25 protein-coding genes, 1 tRNA gene and 1 rRNA gene are annotated in these 18,973 nt (G+C 55.5%); 24 read left to right on the top strand and 3 right to left on the bottom strand.

From position 1 onward, the window contains the following. Positions 1–35 precede the first annotated feature (35 nt). From BUF15_RS23715 to BUF15_RS23610, 24 genes are all read left to right on the top strand, one after another. A complete protein-coding gene (locus tag BUF15_RS23715) occupies positions 36–2,015 on the top strand; it encodes a phage portal protein (protein WP_073616464.1) in 1,980 nt (659 codons plus the stop codon). Between the two features lie 12 nt (positions 2,016–2,027). Continuing rightward, entirely contained in the window at positions 2,028–2,663 is a 636-nt protein-coding gene (locus tag BUF15_RS23710) for an HK97 family phage prohead protease (RefSeq protein WP_073616461.1), read from the top strand. Between the two features lies 1 nt (position 2,664). Continuing rightward, on the top strand, positions 2,665–3,858 hold the full coding sequence (locus tag BUF15_RS23705; protein ID WP_073616459.1) for a phage major capsid protein: 1,194 nt from the start codon (positions 2,665–2,667) through the stop codon (positions 3,856–3,858). Positions 3,859–3,921: 63 nt separating this feature from the next. Next, on the top strand, positions 3,922–4,167 hold the full coding sequence (locus tag BUF15_RS23700; RefSeq protein WP_073616457.1) for a hypothetical protein: 246 nt from the start codon (positions 3,922–3,924) through the stop codon (positions 4,165–4,167). Beyond that, the gene (locus BUF15_RS23695) at positions 4,164–4,760 is read left to right on the top strand and encodes a head-tail connector protein (RefSeq protein WP_073616455.1); all 597 of its coding nucleotides are present in this window, start codon (positions 4,164–4,166) and stop codon (positions 4,758–4,760) included. The genes BUF15_RS23700 and BUF15_RS23695 overlap by 4 nt, the downstream gene beginning before the upstream one ends. Further along, complete coding sequence (locus tag BUF15_RS23690; protein ID WP_073616453.1) at positions 4,760–5,248, top strand: hypothetical protein; 489 nt, start codon at positions 4,760–4,762, stop codon at positions 5,246–5,248. Before BUF15_RS23695 ends, BUF15_RS23690 begins: the two co-directional genes overlap by 1 nt. Further along, positions 5,241–5,666 carry a Gp37 family protein gene (locus BUF15_RS23685; protein ID WP_073616450.1) on the top strand — a complete coding sequence of 142 codons (426 nt, stop codon included), beginning with the start codon at positions 5,241–5,243 and terminating at the stop codon, positions 5,664–5,666. The genes BUF15_RS23690 and BUF15_RS23685 overlap by 8 nt, the downstream gene beginning before the upstream one ends. Positions 5,667–5,678: 12 nt before the next feature. Then, positions 5,679–6,440 carry a phage tail tube protein gene (locus tag BUF15_RS23680; RefSeq protein WP_073616448.1) on the top strand — a complete coding sequence of 254 codons (762 nt, stop codon included), beginning with the start codon at positions 5,679–5,681 and terminating at the stop codon, positions 6,438–6,440. A gap of 41 nt (positions 6,441–6,481) precedes the next feature. Beyond that, complete coding sequence (locus tag BUF15_RS27235) at positions 6,482–6,634, top strand: DUF7210 family protein (protein ID WP_159441369.1); 153 nt, start codon at positions 6,482–6,484, stop codon at positions 6,632–6,634. Beyond that, positions 6,634–6,999, top strand: a complete 366-nt coding sequence (locus tag BUF15_RS23675; protein WP_073616446.1) for a hypothetical protein — start codon at positions 6,634–6,636, stop codon at positions 6,997–6,999. The genes BUF15_RS27235 and BUF15_RS23675 overlap by 1 nt, the downstream gene beginning before the upstream one ends. A 61-nt stretch (positions 7,000–7,060) precedes the next feature. Beyond that, positions 7,061–9,058, top strand: a complete 1,998-nt coding sequence (locus tag BUF15_RS23670) for a hypothetical protein (protein ID WP_073616444.1) — start codon at positions 7,061–7,063, stop codon at positions 9,056–9,058. After that, positions 9,055–9,405, top strand: a complete 351-nt coding sequence (locus BUF15_RS23665; protein ID WP_073616442.1) for a hypothetical protein — start codon at positions 9,055–9,057, stop codon at positions 9,403–9,405. Before BUF15_RS23670 ends, BUF15_RS23665 begins: the two co-directional genes overlap by 4 nt. Continuing rightward, positions 9,406–10,440 carry a hypothetical protein gene (locus BUF15_RS23660; protein ID WP_073616440.1) on the top strand — a complete coding sequence of 345 codons (1,035 nt, stop codon included), beginning with the start codon at positions 9,406–9,408 and terminating at the stop codon, positions 10,438–10,440. Continuing rightward, positions 10,440–11,276, top strand: a complete 837-nt coding sequence (locus BUF15_RS23655) for a hypothetical protein (protein ID WP_073616438.1) — start codon at positions 10,440–10,442, stop codon at positions 11,274–11,276. Before BUF15_RS23660 ends, BUF15_RS23655 begins: the two co-directional genes overlap by 1 nt. After that, positions 11,273–12,136, top strand: coding sequence for a hypothetical protein (locus BUF15_RS23650; RefSeq protein ID WP_073616436.1), 864 nt, complete (start codon positions 11,273–11,275; stop codon positions 12,134–12,136). Before BUF15_RS23655 ends, BUF15_RS23650 begins: the two co-directional genes overlap by 4 nt. Beyond that, on the top strand, positions 12,136–12,429 hold the full coding sequence (locus BUF15_RS23645; RefSeq protein WP_073616434.1) for a hypothetical protein: 294 nt from the start codon (positions 12,136–12,138) through the stop codon (positions 12,427–12,429). Before BUF15_RS23650 ends, BUF15_RS23645 begins: the two co-directional genes overlap by 1 nt. After that, positions 12,429–14,888, top strand: coding sequence for a hypothetical protein (locus BUF15_RS23640; protein WP_073616432.1), 2,460 nt, complete (start codon positions 12,429–12,431; stop codon positions 14,886–14,888). Before BUF15_RS23645 ends, BUF15_RS23640 begins: the two co-directional genes overlap by 1 nt. Next, complete coding sequence (locus BUF15_RS23635; RefSeq protein WP_073616430.1) at positions 14,888–15,406, top strand: hypothetical protein; 519 nt, start codon at positions 14,888–14,890, stop codon at positions 15,404–15,406. The genes BUF15_RS23640 and BUF15_RS23635 overlap by 1 nt, the downstream gene beginning before the upstream one ends. Next, on the top strand, positions 15,403–15,729 hold the full coding sequence (locus BUF15_RS23630; protein ID WP_073616428.1) for a phage tail protein: 327 nt from the start codon (positions 15,403–15,405) through the stop codon (positions 15,727–15,729). The genes BUF15_RS23635 and BUF15_RS23630 overlap by 4 nt, the downstream gene beginning before the upstream one ends. Continuing rightward, on the top strand, positions 15,729–15,965 hold the full coding sequence (locus tag BUF15_RS23625; RefSeq protein ID WP_073616426.1) for a hypothetical protein: 237 nt from the start codon (positions 15,729–15,731) through the stop codon (positions 15,963–15,965). The genes BUF15_RS23630 and BUF15_RS23625 overlap by 1 nt, the downstream gene beginning before the upstream one ends. A 1-nt stretch (position 15,966) precedes the next feature. Further along, positions 15,967–16,128 carry a hypothetical protein gene (locus BUF15_RS27230; RefSeq protein WP_159441368.1) on the top strand — a complete coding sequence of 54 codons (162 nt, stop codon included), beginning with the start codon at positions 15,967–15,969 and terminating at the stop codon, positions 16,126–16,128. Continuing rightward, the gene (locus BUF15_RS23620) at positions 16,119–16,445 is read left to right on the top strand and encodes a hypothetical protein (RefSeq protein WP_143170857.1); all 327 of its coding nucleotides are present in this window, start codon (positions 16,119–16,121) and stop codon (positions 16,443–16,445) included. Before BUF15_RS27230 ends, BUF15_RS23620 begins: the two co-directional genes overlap by 10 nt. A gap of 8 nt (positions 16,446–16,453) precedes the next feature. Further along, a complete protein-coding gene (locus BUF15_RS23615) occupies positions 16,454–16,942 on the top strand; it encodes a hypothetical protein (protein ID WP_073616422.1) in 489 nt (162 codons plus the stop codon). Continuing rightward, on the top strand, positions 16,939–17,373 hold the full coding sequence (locus BUF15_RS23610; RefSeq protein WP_200802469.1) for a lysozyme: 435 nt from the start codon (positions 16,939–16,941) through the stop codon (positions 17,371–17,373). Before BUF15_RS23615 ends, BUF15_RS23610 begins: the two co-directional genes overlap by 4 nt. Before the next feature lie 113 nt (positions 17,374–17,486). On the opposite strand, the gene BUF15_RS23605 is transcribed toward BUF15_RS23610, so the two are convergent. From BUF15_RS23605 to rrf, 3 genes are all read right to left on the bottom strand, one after another. Continuing rightward, positions 17,487–17,563: transfer RNA gene (locus BUF15_RS23605), tRNA-Pro, on the bottom strand. 236 nt (positions 17,564–17,799) lie between these two features. Next, entirely contained in the window at positions 17,800–18,240 is a 441-nt protein-coding gene (locus tag BUF15_RS23600) for a GNAT family N-acetyltransferase (RefSeq protein ID WP_084554495.1), read from the bottom strand. Between the two features lie 409 nt (positions 18,241–18,649). Beyond that, positions 18,650–18,766: ribosomal RNA gene (gene rrf, locus BUF15_RS23595) — 5S ribosomal RNA — on the bottom strand. Positions 18,767–18,973 lie beyond the last annotated feature (207 nt).

Genomic DNA, 18,973 nt, shown 5'->3' with positions numbered 1-18,973 from the left:
TAGGCTCGCCCCAACATCAACCGAAACAGGTGATTATGGGCGAGCTTATAGTTCTCAATACATCCAATGACGGAAAAGAAGAAAAGACAGCTGGAGGCGTGCAGGTTCTCAACTCTGCTGATCTGGCATTTCTGATTTCCAGTAGTGAGACCAGTGCTGGTGTCAGCGTTAGTATATCCTCTGCCATCCGGATGGCCACGGTCTGGGCCTGTGTACGGTTGCTGGCCGAGTCTATCGCCCAACTCCCCTGCCATGTCTATGTGAAAAATCGGGATGGTTCGAAATCCCGGGTTACCGATACGGCTCTTGCTGAGCTGCTTTCCTTTTCGCCGAACGGTTGGATGACACCGTTTGAATATACCGAGTTCATGATCACCTCGCTGGCGATGCGGGGCAATCATTACGCCTTTAAATCACTCAACAGCAAAAGTGAAGTTCTTGAGCTCATCCCTTTTCAGCCCGGCAGCGTGCGGGCAGAACGTAGGAAGTTGAGTGATATCCGTTATCACATTACCATTGATGGCTCCCCCCAGACCTTCAGCCAGGATGAGATCACCCATGTTCGCGGTCTGACTTTTGACGGCTTCATGGGTGTCTCGCCTGTTACCCATCACCGGGAGACCATTGGCCTGGCCATGGCGGCCGGGCAGTATGGCGCGCGGTTGTTCAAGAACGGGGCGCGGCCTTCAGGTGTTATCACCATGCCGAACGAGATAAGTGATAACGCTTATGAACGGTTGCTGAAAAGCTGGAACGAGAAATACGGCGGGGCCAATATCGGCAAGACCGCCATCCTCGAGCAGGGCGGTGATTTCAAGACCATCTCCATGTCCAACGAGGACGCTCAATATCTCGAGGTCCGGCAGTTCCAGCGGACCGAGATCTGTTCGATCTACCGCATCCCGCCACACATGATCGGCGATCTGACAAAGTCGAGCTTTTCCAACATCACCCAGCAGTCGCTGGAGTTCGTCAAGTACACCATTCTGCCCTGGTGCCGCCGGGTGGAGATGGCCATGCATCGTGATCTGATGACCCCGGCCGAGCGTAAGCGCGGCATGTTTGTCGAGTACGTGGTCGACGGCCTAGAACGGGCCGATATCCGTACCCGCTATGAAGCATATAAGACCGGGGTCAACGGTGGCTGGTTGTCGCCGAACGAGGTGAGAAAGAAAGAGAACATGAATCCTCGTCCTGGTGGAGACATATACCTGGCGCCGCTCAACATGGTCGATTCATCCCAGGGAATGCCAAAGCCGGAAAAGCGGCTGATCAAGGCTGCCGAGTTTAAAGGGGTCGAATCCCGGGAAGCGCTGCGCCTGAAATTCAAGGACCGGTTTAACAAGATTGCCGCCCTGGTGGTGAAAGCCGAGACCGGCATGGTTCGGACCATCATTGAATCGCAAAAGTCGGTACCGGAAAACATCCAGGAGCAGCTCGATGATATCTACAGCCAGTTTCCGGCCAGGATTGAATCGTCTTTCCGGGCCTTGGTCAGGGAGTATGGCGTTGCAGTGCGGAAAGCGGCCCTGAGTGAGGCCGAGAGTGATAACGCTGTCGATCCCAATGTTCTCGGTGATTTTCTCGACCAGGTGCTGGAGGCCTTGGCGGTTCGTCATGTTGCCTCGAGTATCGGCCAACTGGCAGCGCTGATCCGTGACACTGATCCGGAGCAGCTTCTTGATGTGTTGGAACAGAGGCTGATCGAGTGGGAAGAGACCCGCCCGGGCAAGATTGCCGAACGGGAAGTGGTACAGCAGGAATCGTCTGTTTCCCGTTTTGTCTGGGCGGCTGTCGGTATCACCCGGCTGCAGTGGGTACGGCGCGGATCCGAGTCGTGCCCGTTCTGTAAGGATCTTGACGGAAAGATCGTCGGTATCGAGGCGCCGTTTGTCGAGCATGGCAACTATCAGCCTGAAGGATATCAGAATTCACCATGGAAGATCCGGGGACCGAAGCTGCACGGCCCCATTCACCGGGGCTGTCGGTGCGTCATCGTCCCTGTCAGGGATTAACGGAGATAGAGGATGAAAATGAAATACATGGCACGGCCCTTTGAGGTCAAGGCGATTGCGGATGATGGGACTTTCGAGGGTTACGGTTCGGTCTTTCATGTAGAGGATTCGTACCGGGATGTGGTTGCCCCGGGTGCGTTCTCCAAGTCACTGGCGGGCTGGAGGGCAAAAGGATCCTTACCGCCGGTGCTTTGGCAGCACAGCAGCGCGCATCCGGTCGGACCCTATCTGGAGATGAAGGAAGATGGATCCGGTTTGTGGGTTCGCGGTCAGCTGCTGAAGGATGATGTGGCCCTGGCCAAAGAAGCCTATGCCCTGATGAAGGCCAAGGCGGTGACCGGGCTGTCGATCGGGTACCGGACCATCGTCGATGAATTTGACCGGGAGACCGGGATCACCACCTTGAAAGAGCTCGATCTGTGGGAGGTGTCGATCGTCACCTTTCCGGCCAATGACCTGGCCCGGATCGAGAACGTGAAGAGTATCACAACCGTTCGCGATTTTGAGGAATTCCTGAGGGAGTCAGGATTCTCGAAGTCTGAGGCGCTCCGTATTGCCTCGAACGGTTTCGAGCGGAGGGAGTCTGCTGCGGAAAATGCGGAGAACAAGAAACTGATTGAAAAATCAATCCACATTTTTGGAGGCTGACATGGCTGAGATTAAGGAGCTGCTGGAAAAGCAGCTGAGCGCTTTCGAGAAGTTCAAGAAAGCAAACGACGAACGGTTGGCCCAGCTTGAGGCAAAGGGCAACACCGATCCGCTCCTCGAGGAGAAGGTCAACAAGTCGAATGAGGAAATCGACAGGCTACAGAAGAGCATTGACGCCATCCTGGTGAAGATCAATCGTCCGGGCGGTACCGGTGACGATGTGCGGGAAGAGGTTGCCGAGCATAAGGCGGCTTTCAAGAAGTTCCTGCGAAAAGGCCAGGATGAAGGCTTGTTGGAGCTTGAGCAAAAGGCGCTCAATATCACCACCGATGCGGATGGCGGCTATGCAATTCCGGAAGAGCTCGATCGCGAGATCCTGACGCTCATGCGCAACGAGTCGCCGATGCGTTCGGTCTGTTCGGTGCGGACCATCGGCGGGGCGCAATATAAGAAGCTGGTGTCGCTTGGCGGTACCTCTTCAGGCTGGGTGGATGAAGATGATCCCCGACCTGAGACCAATACACCCGGGCTGGCAGCTATCACTCCGTTCATGGGTGAGATCTATGCCAATCCAGCTGCGACCCAGCAGATGCTTGATGATGTGTTTTTTGATGCCGAGGGCTGGCTGCAGAGTGAGGTGGCTACCGAGTTTGCCGAGAAAGAGTCGGTTGCCTTCCTGTCCGGCGACGGGGTGAAGAAGCCGAAAGGGATCCTGGCCTATACCAGTGTCACAACCGATGATGCCGCAAGAGCTTTCGGCCAGCTGCAGCACATGGTGGCGGCCGGGGCTGCAGCAGTAACCGGTGATGAGCTGATCACGCTTATCTACATGCTGAAAAAGTCGCTTCGGAACGGTGCCAGCTGGATGATGAACGGCAAGAGTGTGTCCGCCGTCCGCAAGTTGAAGGACTCCACCGGTCAGTACCTTTGGGCGCCTGGTCTGCAGTCCGGGCAGCCTTCCAGCTTGCTCGGGTACGGAATCGCCGAGAATGAAGACATGGCCGATATTGCAACCGGCAATGCCAGTATCCTTTTCGGCAATTTCAAGCGCGGCTATCTGATCCTCGATAGGATAGGCATCCGGGTGCTGCGGGATCCGTTCACCAATAAGCCGTATGTCCATTTCTATACCACCAAGCGGGTGGGCGGCATGCTGGTCGATTCCAACGCCATCAAGATCCTGCAGCAGGCATAAGCTGCGGCTGATACCAATGCCGGGCCGCTTGGCCGGCCCGGATAACCAGAACGGAGAGAGATCATGCTGAAACTACGAATCACCACCGGCTTCAGGTTTGAAGGAAAGCATTATCCTGCCGGTGAGGAACCGGCTGAGCTGCCTGCCCATGTGGCAAAGTTTGCAATGGACAATCGCCTTGCAGAGGATCCCGGAAAAAACCGGGTGACCGATATCGACAAGGCGAGAGAGATGGCCGAGGCCGAAGCGAAAGCCAGGGCGGAAGTGGCTGCCAATAAAAGCAAAGGCAACGCACCTGAGAACAAATGAGACCGGAGCTGACCAAGGCAGAGCTGATCCAGGGGCCGGCTGAGCTGCCGATTTCTGCTGAAGAGATCAGAACCCATCTTTGGACCATCTATCCGGAGAAAACCACGGACGAGTATCTGGAGCTGTTGATCAAGGCGGCTACCAGTCACGTTGAGACGGTTACCTGGCGGAAGCTGGTCTCCCAGAAGTGGCGGTTGTACCTGGATAGGTGGCCAGTCGGCGGCATCGTGCTGCCTTTTGGCTCTGTCGTGTCGGTTGAGATGGTCAAATGGCTTGATGGGGATGGAGTCGACCACACCCTGGTCAGTGGGAGCGATTACCTACCGGCAGTGGTTGGCCCTGAACCTATGGTCATGCCGCTTGGTTCCAGCTGGCCGAGTGGCACCTTGTTTGATGTGGATCCCATTCGGGTGGAGTTCACTGCGGGGTTCGGTTCGAAAGACAAGGTTCCGGAGGACCTGCGCCAGGCTATCCAGCTATTGGCTGCCCACTGGTATGAAGTTCGTGAGGCGGTTGTCGTCGGCACTACGGTCCGCAAGGTGCCGTTTGCGGTGGATGCCCTGATCGGGCCCTGGAAGGTGAGACGCTGGTGATGAGCGGGATTGTCTCCATCGATATCCGTGACGGGATCAGTCCGGAGCTGCACCGGCTGCTGAAGAAGTCCAGGAATCTATCTCCTGCAATGCGGAAGATAGAAGAAACTGTGATGAAGCCTTTGAAGAGGCGAGCCTGGCAGAAGTCCGGACTGCGGGCCGATACCGGGGAGCTCCGTGATGCCGTTGAGACCTGGCACGGCAAAAAGTCCGCAGGTATTTCGGTGCACACCTCCCCGGGTAAGGATCTGGTTATTCCAAAAGCGACGCTACAGACCCAGGGAGCAAAACGGGGACAGTATCGCGGCAAGGACAGGTATAGAGTCCGGCAGCATACCCGGGGCGGTCGAACGATCAAAGCCCACACCAGACGAAATACCGGATCACCGTGGGGCAATGTGAAAGCCAGGAAGTTTATTCCCACTGATCTTGGCACGGCCGGTACCGAAGCTGCTATCAGGATCCTGGAGGAATATATCGATGTTTAATCTTGCCGATCAGGCCCAGGCCATCGTTGACCGGCTTGCTGGGCAGGAGAGTCTCGGCACAGTTGCTTTTATCGAGGATGACCGTGATTCGGAACGGTTCCCGGTAACCATTCCGGCGGCTTTTCTGGTGTTGGATGAACTGGTTCCCGGTAGCGGTAGGCCGGATTCGACCATTACGCCGAGCCTGGTCTGGGCGGTGGTTGTGCGGTCGAGGTCGCTGGTCGGTCCGACCGGGTGTCTGCCGTTGATCGACCTGGTGGCGGATGTGCTGGTTGGTTTCAAACCTCCCGGGGAAGTGAAGGCGCTGCAGCTGGGCAAGGTTGAGTTTTACGACAAGAAGCATGAATCGGTTGCCTATATCGTGCGGTTTGCGAGCGTTGCGGCCGGCAAGAGCAGCAATGCCCTGTGCGGGCGATAGTGAGGTGTGAAAATGGGAAAGAGTAGAACGTTTTACGGCTGCCTGTACCTGGCCAAAGTGGATGACGCGGGGGTGCTGCTGGCAAAGTATCAGGAGTTGGGCGAGGCGTATCCATTGACGGTGACCATTAAGAAGGAGGTGGTGACCATTCTCGGTCGCACTTGCCTTACCAATGGCAAGGTCATTGATTCGAAGGAGAAGCCGGCTGAAACAGGTGGGAGTCTCACCTTGCTCAATTATACCGCGGACAATGTGGCCAAGGCCCTTGATGGTATGGTCAGCACCAGGAGTGTCAGTCAGACCACGTTGACGGCTGAGCCGGTGACGCTTGGCAAGTTTCGGGAGTATGCGGAGATCGGTGTTGAGGATCTCTCTTCCGTGGTGGTGAAGGATGTTACCGATACGACCACCTATACCGCCAATGTGGACTATAGCCTGAACGCGGTCCTGGGACTGATCGCACCACTTGAGGGCGGCGCTATTGCCGAGGATGCGGTGGTGCATGTGACGGCAGCCGGTGCGGCCAACACCGACAGTCGGGTAACTATCGGTTCCGGCAGTTCGGCAAAGTACGCATTGAAGGGCAATCTGGTCGATGACTTCAGCGGCGATTCAGGCAAGTTCTTTCTGCGTAAGGTGCGGGTGGTGTCAAAGGCCGATGTTGTGGTGCTTTCAGCGCCTGATACTGAGCGCGAGGCCCTGCAGTTCGACCTTATTCCGGAGCTTCCGACCGGCCAGACTGATTACGGCTATTTTGACGGCTTGCCGCTGTAACAGGCTGGCTCGACTAAAAACATTATCAACCAGGTGAAGATATGAACGAGCAAATTGAAAAGAAGCCTGCCGAGCGGCAAAAGGTGAAGCTGAAGAAGCCGCACCGTCATGCGGGCAAGGAGTATGAGGCAGGGGCGGAGATTGAGGTAGCCGTCACCGATATCCAGTGGCTCAAGGATCAAGGGGTGATCTGATGGCCGGGACAGTGAAACTTGGCGGGCGTGATATTACGGTCAAGACTCTCACGGTGAGTGATGTCCGTGAGCTCATGGAGCAGATCGGGAAAGACGGGGAAAAGGTCAAGTCCTGGTTCGATCTCGATATTGTCGATCGGATGTTTGATGACGAGGTGCCGGTGGTCGCTGTGGCCAGGGCGACAGGGCTCTCCGTTGCCGAGGTTGGCGGCAACTATGATCCGCAGGAAGTGCGCAACCTGATCGATGAGGTGCGGGCCCAAAACCCTTTCTTTGTGGCGATGATGGAGCGGGTCGTATCCGCCGGAAAAGGCGGTTCGGCAAAAGCGAGTCTGGCGCCATCATCGAAGCCGTCTGCCACCTGATCAGGCTCGGACATCGTGATGTGTGGAACTATCCGTACCCCGTATTCATTGAGACGCTCAAATGCCTAAACAGCTAGAATTCCTTCTTGCCATCGACAATACCAGGTTCAACCGGGCCCTTGACGCCTCGCAGGCCAAGGTGATGGCTGTGGGGCGCAGGATGGCGTCTGGGTTTGATCCGCTGATGGATAAGCTGAAGGCTGTTCGTTCTTCGGCGGCAAACATGGTGGCTGTTGGTGCTGCTGTCGGTGGTGCTGCTGCTCTTGGCGGTTTATACGGCTTTGTCCAGGCTGTCGGGGCCGCTGCAGCTGAATCGGCAGCGCTGGATACGGCGGCATTTAACATGCAGTCCTCTCTTGAGGCTGCCAACCGGCAGTTTGAGCTCGGTTCGGCAGCAAAGTGGGAAGAGGGAATCAAAAGCCTGCAGGCGACTCTCCGGGTCTATTCGGAAACAGAGCTCAGAAACGCCACGGCCAAGACCATCGATATGACCAAGCGGCTTGGGCTTTCCGCAGATCAGATGAAAAAGGTCATCGAGGTGAGCGGCGAGCTCGGTGCCGGCAAGTTTGGCCTGGCCGAGTCAGTGGAACGAACCACTGCGGCACTCAGGGGCGAGGCGGAGGCCTCCGAGGCGCTCGGCCTGACCTTGAACGAGAACTACGTCAAGAGCTGGCATGAAGCAAACAATGCCACTGGCAAGGCCTGGAAGGATCTCACCGATCTGGAGAAGGCCCAGATCCGCTATAACGTCCTGCTCGAACAGGCCGGACCGACGCTCGGCAAGGCTGCAGCCTCGGTTAATACCTATCAGGGGGCGCTTACGCTGGCGACCAACTCTGTCGATGGCATGAAAGTTGCGGTAGGTGAGGCTATCACCAAGAATCAGTTTTTTGTTGAAGGCATGAAAATTGTCTCGCAAGAGATCGATGCCTGGACCGGGAAGATCAAGGCGAATGGGCCGGAGGTTCGTGAGTACGCCAAGGCCACGGCGCTGGCCCTGCTACAGATGGGTGAGGCCGGGCTGACTTCCCTGGATTACATCTATCGCGGCTCCCAGGGGATCGCCGGGGTTTTCCAGAAGACGGCCGCTTTTGCCCTGGATGTCTCCGGCGGCATCTTCAAGATTGTCGAGGCTGGGGCGACGCTCACCGATTTCCTGGGCATCACCACCGGCGCTACCGAGGAGTGGGCGACGGCAGCCGAAGCGGCATTCGGCGCGGCTGATGAATTGGGAGCAAAAGCTGATGCCAACTTTCAGGAAATGCAGGATGGCGCCCCGAAGATCCAGCAGGCCCGCGATGCTTTGAAGCATTTTCGGGAAGAGTTGGAGAAGGTGCCTGCCAATGCTGTGGGTGACATCTCGAAGGAGGCCGATGGGGCGGCTGACAAGACCGACAAACTGACCAATCAAACCAAACAGTATGAACGACAGATGGTCGAGGTAAATGGCGTCTGGAAGGAACAGCTGGTTGCGGTGGAAAAGGTGACGGATGAAGTCGATAAGATCGATAGAAAGCTCGATGCCCTGGACGGCAGAACCATCAACGTCACCGTCCGGGAAAAAATTGCCGAGGCGCACCAGGTCGGCGGCATGATCGGAGCATTGGCCATGAATACCGGCGGGGCGGTCGCCATGCGGAATATGCTCAGCGGTGGACACTTTCCGGGCTTTGGCGGCGGTGACCGGCGCCATGTTATCGCAGAAGATGGCGAGTATATGCTGGATAAATACCGGGTCCGTGACGCCGGGCTGCAGACTGTAAGAGATTTCCATTATGGCCGGTATGGGGCGGTGGTGGAGGCGCTCATGGAGAAGATGCAGGGCGTCCGGAGGCAGTATGGCGGGCTGATCGACAACGTGGTTGCTCCGGTTCGCCAGTATATGCCGCAGCCTCAGGCGATGACTGATGGCGGCTCTGTGGTTGGCGGCAGCTCGATGCTCAAGCATGAACATACGTTGAAAAGCGCTGATGGCATGCGGGCAACTGTCTATACGGACGATCTCAATGCTGACCGGCTGTTCTCAATGCTGCAGCGTGCATTCGTGATGAGCTCATGACGATTTCCCTTGGTTCAATAACGCTCGATGACGAATGGGTATTGCGAGGACTGGAGGCCGACCGGGTTGCTGTCGAGGTGCAGCGCTCCGACTCAGGTATTCAGCAACTGCTGATCGCTCCCATGGTCGGCGGAAGATCGCTGGAGTTGCATGGCCGGCTGACCATGGTGGTAGAAGAACAGGTCCTGGTTCTTTCGGAATCGATGGCGCCGGTGCTGCTCATTCATCCTCGCTTTACCGGCCAGGTGCTTATCACCGGTGAAGCCTTTGAATTTCTTGTTTCCGAACTGGTCGATCCACCGCCGAATACCGAGCGAATCGGTTCGATCTATCTCCTGGAGGTATAAATGACTGCCCCAACCGAAAATGAACTGAAGTTTTTCCACTGTGAGGAGCGCTCGGCGCTAGCCACTAACGGCGGTCGCATCTCCACCACCGAGATAATCTCCGGTGCCATCAATAATGTCTGGCCCCATGTGTTGCGGGCCCAGCGAGAAAATGGTGATACGCTGTTCCGTAAAGTGGCACTGAAGATCCACCAGGACGGCAACGGCAGTCTGGCCTCTGCCGAGTTTGTTATCGATGGGCCGACGTTGGGCGGTGATCGCATAGTGATGTTCGGTGCCACGCCCACCGATACCCAGGCCGATATTGTTGATGGAAATGGTGCCCGGCTGAGCAGTATCCGTTTTTTCTGCGCTGGAGGGTTGGTCAATGCTGTCACGGCGGGAGCGTCGATCATCACCTTTGCAGTAAAAGATGCCGGTGACGCTGATGGTATTGAGGTTGGTGACGATATTCGCCTTACGGATAAGCTCACGCCATCATCGTTGAGCGGCAACGTTGAATACCATACTGTGGCCACCAAATCTGTATCAGGACTCAACATTACGGTGACGACCGTCGATCCCGTTGCCAACGATTATGCCGCCTTCTCCGCCGGATCTGGCGGCAAGGTCGGGGTGGTCTACTCGGCCGGGCAGGTTGCAGCGAGTAACGGTACCATCACCAGGTCATCAGCTGCCGGGACCTTTGATGACGGGTCGTATCCGCTCACCTTTAACAACATGGGGGCAGATGAACATGAGATCTCCATCCTGCATGCCGGGTCCGGCAATTTTACCGCCACCTCCGACCGGTTCGGTACATTGGCAGCAGGTATGATCGGCGCAAACTATGCACCATTGCATCCAACCTGGTCGAAACCACTGGTGACGATAGAGCCGGGATTTTGGGGCGGGACTTGGGCCAACGGGGATACTCTGACCATCCCCTTGCATGCGGCTGCCACTTTTATATGGGAACAGCGCGACGTCCCGGCAGGCTGTGCGCCGCTGTCGAACAACAAGGTTATCCTGGTCAACAGGAGTGAGGGTATCTGATGGCCTATGCCTCTCTTGGTATAACCCTGGTCTCGCCGGAGTCGCTGGCAACAGACTCAGGCGATTGGCTGAAGCTGGTACAGCAGCCATGGCCGGAGCCGCCGGACGGCGGTTTTTCCGAATGGCTGGCGCTCAATGGCTATGGTTACTCACTGGCCACGCTGCAGCTCTATTGGGCAAAGTACAAGTCGCATTGCTACAGCGACGGGGTGCTCGATGTGGAGCTGGAGATCCATAAGTCGCGGCCCGACCTCGCCTATACGCTCACCGCCAGTTATGGCGAGCTGTCGGACATCCGGGTGGATACGGTGGAGCATATTACCTCGATCACGGTCAAAGGCGAGTCGTCCATTGATCTGGAAAGCCTAGTTGTAGGGGCGATGAAGGCCAGCTGGGAGGGCAGTGTTTATGACTTGAGCGGGGCACAGATCCCCTATCCGCCCATCAGTCTGGCGGGGTCCGTCCTTTCATGGGGCGGCATTGGGGTGGTCGGCGTGCTGCGGGTGGCCTACACCGAAGAACATGAGGCGGCAACACTGACCATCACCCCACGAGAGCCTGGCGAATATCTGGACGACGAGATCGAGGCGGCCTACCAGTCGACCGCCATCGCCATCTGGGGCAATGGCAATATTGAAGCGCTGGAGATTGAGCTGCCGAGCATGACCGGCAACTGCCGGGGTGGCAGCAGTGCCAGGATTAACCCTGATGATCCGGACGAGCCGGAGGACGGCGACTGTTATGATCTTTACATCCGCCGGCATCGCTGCACCGGCGAGATCCTCAGCGAGCAGAAAGTGAAGGTTCCATGTCCTGACGAGGCAGATGGCTCATGACGGAGCGCATTCTCCAGACCTTTACCGAGTGGGTTGGGCCTGCTGATCAGTATAGCGCGGAGGAACTCCGTGATATCTGCTGCACGTCTGTTGATCTTGACCCGTGCGCCAAGGTTGGCAAGGTATCACCGTGGGCCGGGTATAGCTCCGAGCCGCCAGCGGATTTGCCGGCGGACCCGTTGCGGCGAGCCGTTATTGTCGAGCTGGTTGGCCCTGATGGAGACTGTGGCGAGAAGCACGAAGAATGGCAAGGGGCCAACAACTGCTGTGAAGGTGTTGAGCCGCTGGCTAAAGATGCTGAAACAAGCGCCACCATTGCCCCCATCAACGGCAGCTTTACGGTTGCGGTCACCGGTGGCAGGACCCCATTGCTCTGGTCGGTGCGCGGCGTTGGTTTTTTTACCGACAGAAACCATAGGTACCGGGATGCCGAGACCACCGGCAGGGGTCTGACGGTCTATACCCAGGACGCCTGTGGCTTTTGCTCTATCGTCGTGTCGGACGGCTGCACCGCGACGGAATTTTTCATTCGTGCCACGGGCGGGGCGTGGGAATATGTCGAGCGCTGTGATTCGTCTGGGTGCCACTATGGCGGCTGGGAGGGTGAGCAGCAGTTTGTCGTGGAACGCGGTTATGAAAGAATCGTCTATGTCACGTCGGTAGGTTGCGTTGATCTCTTTTTTGGCAGCGGGGCTGGAGAGTGCGGAAACCTGTTTTTAGACGAAGTCGAGGGAATTGTCGATCCGGAGGACGCAAGTGAGGTGCTGTGTTTCACAATATTTGCAGGACAACCGCTTTGCACGGCACATTGTCTTCTTTGTGTCAAAATAAAAATCACCTATACTTGGAGCTGTAGCTGATGAACCTTGATACATTTAATACTGGTCAGTTGCAGGATATAAAGGTTTTTCTCGGGCTGTGCAGAGACGAGCGCCTGACCGTCGAGCAGGTGCTTGTGGCGGTTGATCAGCAGCTGCAGGCGAGAATACAGCCTGTAGAACCACGCCTGCATGGCCCGGTCCCAGCTAAGGCCTGCCCCGAAAAAGGGTGCCGTGGGGTGATGCGGCTGGAGAAAAAAGGGGTGGCAGGACAGGAGGAAGGTGTCTGGCACTGTCTTACCTGCGCCTATAGCGAATATGTCGGGGTCGTCTAATGGCGCTGAGTAGCACATTTATCGCCGCCACACTGCCGGCAGGCATTGTGAGTGCTGACCTCTCAGGTGCGGTTTTGCCCCTGCTCTTTTCGAGTGCCTGCGGGACGTCGAACTATGACGCCTCTGCGCTCTTTGATCTTGCCCCCCAGACGGAAGCCGTGCCGAAATATCCGCCGGCATTTTCCACCACGTATGTCAAGCATTCGACGGCGATTAATAGCGGTTACAGTGGTTACATGGCTATTAATCCGGGCTTGAGTTTGACGGGGTCGCCCACCAATTGCTCCTGGTTGTCGTATTCAGGCGTGTTGCTGGCAAAACTGGTCATTGATTACGTGACGCCATTTGTGGCTAAGTCTATCTATCTGGAGGCCTACCACAATTCTGGGACATCGCAGCTTGACAATGCCGTCAAAGATTTTGCGGTGTACGGCTCAAACTCATCTGTAGCCATGACAAATTATAACAATGCCGCAGATACGACTGGCCTGATCTACCTTGGCAGTTTTGAGGCCCGGCGACACATAACCGCAGATGTCTCAGATCCCCAATATTTTGATCTGTCGGGCAACACGACGGCATATCGCTACTATGTGGTCAGAACCTTGACCTCGTTTAGTACAAGCTATGTTGGCATCCGTCACATAGCCTTTCGGTCGGAGCTGTATACCGAGCCATGGCAGCGCATTATCGTCAGGGATGCGGCGGAAAATATCCTCAGTTGCACCATTGAAGAGTGGGACACGGGTCTCGATGTGGCGAGTCTGTATGTCGAGATGCCGGAGATCTCTGCCACGCAGCAGACGTTGATCACTATCGACTATGATGCGGGGAATGCAGACAACTCTGAAAATATGGTGTGGACCGGTACGGCCCCGGCAGCTCCGGAGAGCGGCGACGATCTGGTCGTCTGGAATCTGGCCGTGGCAGACGAGCTGTTTTCCTATACGTTTGGTTTTGACTCATATATTTACGCCGCACTGTTGCAGCGGTATGACCTTGCTGGCGCAACAATCGCCGTTGCCCAGCCCTATGGTATTGCCGTCGATCTTGACGTTGTAGAGCTGGAGCAACTCTACTCCATGCTGATGGAGATCTGGCTCATGCAGCTCTATGGCGATGTCCCGCTGCTCGCCGCCATACTTAGCCAGCCATATCGCGGGGCAAATATCCTGCAAAAAGAGCTGCTGCAGAAATGGGGAGCCGCCTTGGAGCTGGAGACTGGCCTGGTCCAGCCGTGGACCATGGCAGAGAGTCTTGATGTCGTGAGTGAACAGATCTACGGCATCGCCGCTGCTGTGCTGCAAGTGACCTCTGAGCAGCTTTATGCTATCAACGACTGTAGCACTCTGTTTACCGGTCTGGTCCAGCCATATGCTATGGCTGCCGAGACGGCTGCTCTCTTTATCTTTGATACCAAGATTTATGTCGATGGCGAGCGGATACCATATATCACCTGCGAGTGGCAGGCGACCAAGAGTGAGTACGCCTGGCACGTCGATTTTTCGGTAAAGAGTCTGGAGGTGGCTATCAGGTGTGCCGATGGGGCGGATATTGTCATTGTCTCTGCCGGGGATACCTACCGATTTCGATGTTACGAAGGATGGAAGCTGGATAAGCGTTATCTCGAGACCGTATACCGGATCGAGGCCTGGTCTCCGACCAGGGCGCTCGACCTGGCTGCTCCGCTTGTCGGTGATCTCTCCGGCATGGCGTCGGTCATCGCCTCCGATCTTGCCGCCCCGCACGGCATAACCGTTGATTGGCAGATGGCCGATGGTTTTATCAGGGGGGGAAAACTGACCGCCAACAACGAGACGCCGCTGGCGGTTATCCGTAAGCTGGTCGAAGACGGCAACCGGGGCAGGGTGCAGACTGCCGCAGATGGAATGACACTGCTCTGTGTTTGTGGAACTGAGACGCCGATTCCGGACTGGCCGACGGTGACACCGTTCCAGGTGATTGACGCCCGCATTGAACGGCGGTCGACTACCTGGCAAAATGAAATTCAGCCGGGGCATAACTCCTTTATCGTCAGTGATCAGCTGCCAACAGGTAATACCGAGCAGCTGATAGATCGCCTGATCGACCACCGGACTGCCGATGTTCGAGTCTATGTGACACCGCTGGCTGATGCGCCTGGATATACGTTGGAGCATAGTGGCGGAGCGTCCGTCTCGATTGAACCAATGGGTGTTGTCGGTGAGGTGGTGGTTGATGAACTGGTGGCGATCGATGGTGGGATCGGTAAAACCAGGTGGCCGATCTATGGCGTGGTTGATCGGGTCTGGCGCGAGCAGCAGCTTGGCGATATTGTGACGAGCGAGGATGGTATCATTCAGGCCGATATTGCAGGGTATTCACTGCTGCGGCTTAGCTATACCACCAGATTCTATCAATGGCTGGCGCGGGACAACAGGATTGAAGAGGTGCAGTTCATAGCCAGGAGGGCGGACTGATGGGCGAGGTGGTCGGTACCCTGGTCGTGCGCTTTGGTGAGTCGGTGGCATCAGTCTCCGGTGATATCGTGGCGGAGTGGGATGACACCCTCAATGTGGAGAGCTCGGGCGAGGTGAAAAGCCGATTCGTCCCTGGTGATGAGGCCTGGCTGCTCATTCATGCCGATCCTGGTCTGCAGATTGTGCGGGTAGCGGCGACCCATGGCAGTGTCAACGCTTCTGGGCAAGTGGTACAGCAGCGATCACAGGATATTGGTTTTGGCGGTGTTGATGATGGCCAGGATCTGCGCTATCTGCCTGCAGCCTCGATTGTGGGTCAATGGCTTGGCCGGGTTGGTGTTGGCTTGCAGATTGCCGGACGGCGGCTCACGGTGCAGGATGGTTTCCCGTGCCTCTTGCGGGCATCGTATCCTGTGCGGTTTCGCCGTTACCGACTGCAGACTCCGGCCATGACGTTGAACACTGATGAGACCTATCCGCTCCTTGTCTATATCTACTATACGGAGGCAGGTGCATGAGCTTGACAGTACGGGTTGAGCGCGGCCTTGGCGATGTTCCGAGCCCGACGGATATCGTCTGCAGCTATTTTGCCAGCGAGGCGGTGTTTCGTGAGGTTGGTCGGGTGGCGATCGATGCGGCTGCGCGTGGGTTGAAGACGGTCACCTTTACGCTGCCCGGCATGCGTCCCCATGTCCGCCCCGGGCAGATCATTCAGATTAACGACGAGGGCCGCGAGTATCGGGCCGAGGTCTCCTCGATCATGTATTCCGTCGGGCGGCAAGCTGATGGCAAGCCGTTTGCCACCTGTTCGCTTGGTTTACGGATGATGGAGGTGGTGTAATGAGATCGAGAGAGATTTTGCAACGATTGCTGCGCCAGCCAGACCCGGTGCGGATCTTTGCCACCGTGCAGAGTGTTACCACCGATGGCCGGTACCGGGTGACCGACGATCAGGGGCGAAGCATGACGGTTGATGGTGAGGCTGGATATCTGCCTCAGGTGGCGGTGATTATCCAATTGGGCAGGATTGTCGGCACTGGTCGGCGGCCTGCGGTGACGAAAATATACAGGGTGTGATGTGAAACTACGACCAGCTGATATTGTTGCGATTATTTTGGCCGTGGCCGTAATGGTCTACATCTTTTCCAACATGCTTACCACCCGGTACCCACACACAACGGCCGAAGAGGTTGAGGTGAAATATCACCGGGAGCAGGCAGAGGCAAAGCCGTGGCCGTGATGCAGGTTGATGACGAGACCAGGGTATTACTCTCGTGGGGAATGAAGATTCTCGGCTATTGTGCGTCGTTTATTGGCGGTGTGGTAACGGCTACCTGGATCGTTGCGACAAAAGTGAAGGGGTTTGAAACCAGTCAACGGGATCTCGATTTACGATTGAGTGCCGTTGAGGGTTTTCAGAAGCATTGCCCGGGTAAGGCCATGGCGGGTATTGACCAGCAGATAGCCGATTTGCCGGATCGCATAGAGCAGAAGATGGAAAAAAAGTTTGAGCGTGTGCATGAGAGGATCGACGAGATTTTGCTGCATGGCAAATGAGGTGACCAATGTTTCTTGAGACGACATTAATCGGATCTGCCCTGGGCGGTTTGTTTCGCCTGGCTCCAGAGGTGATCAGGCTGTTTGATAAACGGAACGAGCGAGCTCATGAACTGGCGATGATGGACAAGAACCTTGAGTATGATGCCGCTCGTCATAAATGGCAGCTGCAGGCTGTGGAAACCCAGGGGCAGATGGTGCTCGATGCTGCCGGCATGGAGGCATTGGTCGAATCTATAAGGGCCCAGGGGAGACCGACAGGTTTTGTGTGGGTGGATGCGATGAGTGCGGCCGTACGGCCCCTGCTGACCTTCTGGTGGGTGATTGTGCTCTACAGCCTGGTGCTAGGTGCCAGGTTTTACCTGATGACGAAGAGTGGACTTGGTTCGGCTGAGACTATAACCCTATTATGGGGTTCTCCGGAGCAGGGGATTGTCAGCTCGATATTCACCTTCTGGTTCCTTGATCGGGTCATCAAGAAGCGGCCGATCTCATGAGCATGCTGGAGTTGGCTAAAGGACTGGCCCGGCGGTTTGAAGGCGTGCGGTTGGTCCGTTATCTTTGCCCGGCCGGCTATCCGACTATTGGTTACGGCCACCGGTGCGCTCCGGATCAGCCGCCGATCGATGAAACAGAGGCCGAAATCTTGCTCGAGAACGATATGCTTGCCAGCTACCACCAAGGCGTGAAGCACTGCCGGCAGCTGATTGATGCAGACAATGGCAAGCAGGCTGCTATTGCCGATTTCGTCTTTAACCTGGGATCCGGTCGCTGGCGATCGTCAACCTTTCGACGACGGGTGCAGGATGGGGATTGGGATGCCGCTGCTGCTGAGTGCCGGCGCTGGGTACATGGTGGGGGAAGAAAGTTGCCCGGGCTGGTACTCCGGCGGGAGGCTGAGGTTGCGTTGATGCTGCTAAAAAAGTGATATTGGGAGTGATTGGAGGACATAAAAAAAGCTATGTTCTCCTGGAGAACTTCAGGAGAACATAGCTTGGTATTTTGGAAACCACTTTTATGTGGTTTAACTGTGTGAAATAATGGTCGGGACGAGAGGATTCGAACCTCCGACCCCAGCGTCCCGAACGCTGTGCTCTACCAGACTGAGCCACGTCCCGACCGGGTTTGCAAGTGAGAAATATCAGCTCACAAAGAGAAAACGACAATAGCACGGTGAACAGGATAAATCAAGAAATTGAAGCAGGGGAATGCACTTTTCCAGTATATGTGTCCTTTCATTAGCGGCCTTTGCCAATGAAAGGATAATTATACCAATTTCTGAAGAAGAGGACTGCACGTACAGCTATTGGCGGTTGTGAATTTTCTGAATAATATTGATTTTTACTATAGAATATCAAGGTTCCTGAAAGACCTTCTTGAGAAAGTATCGGGTGTAACCTGGAGGTTGATTATCGATCTGGCCGAATACCTCATAGCCGAGTTTCAGGTAAAAGTCTGGTGCCTGGAAACTGAAGGTATCGAGATATGTACCTATACATTCATTTTGGCGGGCAAATTTCTCGGCTTCCAGAATCAGGGTTCGCCCATAATCCTTGCCTCGGAAAGATTCTTCGACCCAGAGCAATTCAACATGCAGCCAATCCCAGGCAATTCGACCGTTCAATCCGCCACAGAGGCTACCGTCATCTTTTGTATAGATGAGAAGTATTGGCAAGAGCTTTACGCCAGGATAATGTGAAAGGTTGAAGTTGATGAGATTGGAGCGAAGGGCATCTATGATTGGCTGAAGGTCCTCCTGCGGTAGATTTGAGTGGTTGTGAAGGGTCAGTTTCATGAGTAATCGGTAATTTAAAGAGAAGGGGGATATTATTGTGTATAAGTCACCAAACTGAGCTGGTGAAGATTCATCAAGCAACTGGATAACCCGGAAAATAATATATCTGAGGATATCAGGAAAGCTCTACCATTACATGCGAAAGGTCTCTATGAGCATAGAAAATAGTAAAATCGACCTGCGCAAGGGTGAACGATCTGAACTGGCTGATCTTGCGAGTGATTTGTTGTGAAGCAGGGTGAGGAGTAAGGGGTGAAGTGTAAGGCGAAGGAGGTGAGGGCAGTTTTCTGGTGAAAATGTGCCACATTTTCTCCCTTCACATTTAACTACTCTGCCTGGTTCTGTATTGGTCTCAGGATAAAACAAAACGCCCCGATCAGAAGAAACTGATCGGGGCGTTTGTATAAAGAATCGGCGGTGACCTACTCTCCCACACGGCTTCCCATGCAGTACCATCGGCGCTGAAGAGCTTAACTTCCGTGTTCGGAATGGGAACGGGTGGATCCTCTTCGCTATGACCGCCGAAAATCTCGGCTGTGAGGTGTAAGGGGTGAGGGGGAAGGGGACTTTAGTTTCGCGCCGGAGGCGCCAAACTGTACACTCCTTACTCCTATCACCTAACTCCTCACTATCAATAAAAAAGATAATCGAATAGTAGAGTAATCAGTAGTCAGTGTTAATCAAAAAAATGTGGATAAGCCTCACGGCTTATTAGTATCGGTAAGCTCCACGT

The organism is Desulfopila aestuarii DSM 18488, assembly GCF_900143695.1.
Lineage (GTDB): Bacteria > Desulfobacterota > Desulfobulbia > Desulfobulbales > Desulfocapsaceae > Desulfopila > Desulfopila aestuarii.
This window is presented reverse-complemented; position numbering and strand designations above follow the sequence as displayed.

What these genes read in the sequence shown, in the direction of transcription:
- BUF15_RS23660 (WP_073616440.1), top strand. Translation starts at nt 9,406, where the DNA reads ATGACTGCCCCAACCGAAAATGAACTGAAGTTTTTCCACTGTGAGGAG.
- BUF15_RS23715 (WP_073616464.1), top strand. Translation starts at nt 36, where the DNA reads ATGGGCGAGCTTATAGTTCTCAATACATCCAATGACGGAAAAGAAGAA.
- BUF15_RS23600 (WP_084554495.1), bottom strand. Translation starts at nt 18,240, where the DNA reads ATGAAACTGACCCTTCACAACCACTCAAATCTACCGCAGGAGGACCTT.
- BUF15_RS23665 (WP_073616442.1), top strand. Translation starts at nt 9,055, where the DNA reads ATGACGATTTCCCTTGGTTCAATAACGCTCGATGACGAATGGGTATTG.
- BUF15_RS23680 (WP_073616448.1), top strand. Translation starts at nt 5,679, where the DNA reads ATGGGAAAGAGTAGAACGTTTTACGGCTGCCTGTACCTGGCCAAAGTG.
- BUF15_RS23690 (WP_073616453.1), top strand. Translation starts at nt 4,760, where the DNA reads ATGAGCGGGATTGTCTCCATCGATATCCGTGACGGGATCAGTCCGGAG.
- BUF15_RS23685 (WP_073616450.1), top strand. Translation starts at nt 5,241, where the DNA reads ATGTTTAATCTTGCCGATCAGGCCCAGGCCATCGTTGACCGGCTTGCT.
- BUF15_RS23700 (WP_073616457.1), top strand. Translation starts at nt 3,922, where the DNA reads ATGCTGAAACTACGAATCACCACCGGCTTCAGGTTTGAAGGAAAGCAT.
- BUF15_RS23650 (WP_073616436.1), top strand. Translation starts at nt 11,273, where the DNA reads ATGACGGAGCGCATTCTCCAGACCTTTACCGAGTGGGTTGGGCCTGCT.
- BUF15_RS23655 (WP_073616438.1), top strand. Translation starts at nt 10,440, where the DNA reads ATGGCCTATGCCTCTCTTGGTATAACCCTGGTCTCGCCGGAGTCGCTG.
- BUF15_RS23705 (WP_073616459.1), top strand. Translation starts at nt 2,665, where the DNA reads ATGGCTGAGATTAAGGAGCTGCTGGAAAAGCAGCTGAGCGCTTTCGAG.
- BUF15_RS23635 (WP_073616430.1), top strand. Translation starts at nt 14,888, where the DNA reads ATGGGCGAGGTGGTCGGTACCCTGGTCGTGCGCTTTGGTGAGTCGGTG.
- BUF15_RS23675 (WP_073616446.1), top strand. Translation starts at nt 6,634, where the DNA reads ATGGCCGGGACAGTGAAACTTGGCGGGCGTGATATTACGGTCAAGACT.
- BUF15_RS23710 (WP_073616461.1), top strand. Translation starts at nt 2,028, where the DNA reads ATGAAAATGAAATACATGGCACGGCCCTTTGAGGTCAAGGCGATTGCG.
- BUF15_RS23640 (WP_073616432.1), top strand. Translation starts at nt 12,429, where the DNA reads ATGGCGCTGAGTAGCACATTTATCGCCGCCACACTGCCGGCAGGCATT.
- BUF15_RS27235 (WP_159441369.1), top strand. Translation starts at nt 6,482, where the DNA reads ATGAACGAGCAAATTGAAAAGAAGCCTGCCGAGCGGCAAAAGGTGAAG.
- BUF15_RS23645 (WP_073616434.1), top strand. Translation starts at nt 12,136, where the DNA reads ATGAACCTTGATACATTTAATACTGGTCAGTTGCAGGATATAAAGGTT.
- BUF15_RS23630 (WP_073616428.1), top strand. Translation starts at nt 15,403, where the DNA reads ATGAGCTTGACAGTACGGGTTGAGCGCGGCCTTGGCGATGTTCCGAGC.
- BUF15_RS23615 (WP_073616422.1), top strand. Translation starts at nt 16,454, where the DNA reads ATGTTTCTTGAGACGACATTAATCGGATCTGCCCTGGGCGGTTTGTTT.
- BUF15_RS23610 (WP_200802469.1), top strand. Translation starts at nt 16,939, where the DNA reads ATGAGCATGCTGGAGTTGGCTAAAGGACTGGCCCGGCGGTTTGAAGGC.
- BUF15_RS23670 (WP_073616444.1), top strand. Translation starts at nt 7,061, where the DNA reads ATGCCTAAACAGCTAGAATTCCTTCTTGCCATCGACAATACCAGGTTC.
- BUF15_RS23625 (WP_073616426.1), top strand. Translation starts at nt 15,729, where the DNA reads ATGAGATCGAGAGAGATTTTGCAACGATTGCTGCGCCAGCCAGACCCG.
- BUF15_RS23695 (WP_073616455.1), top strand. Translation starts at nt 4,164, where the DNA reads ATGAGACCGGAGCTGACCAAGGCAGAGCTGATCCAGGGGCCGGCTGAG.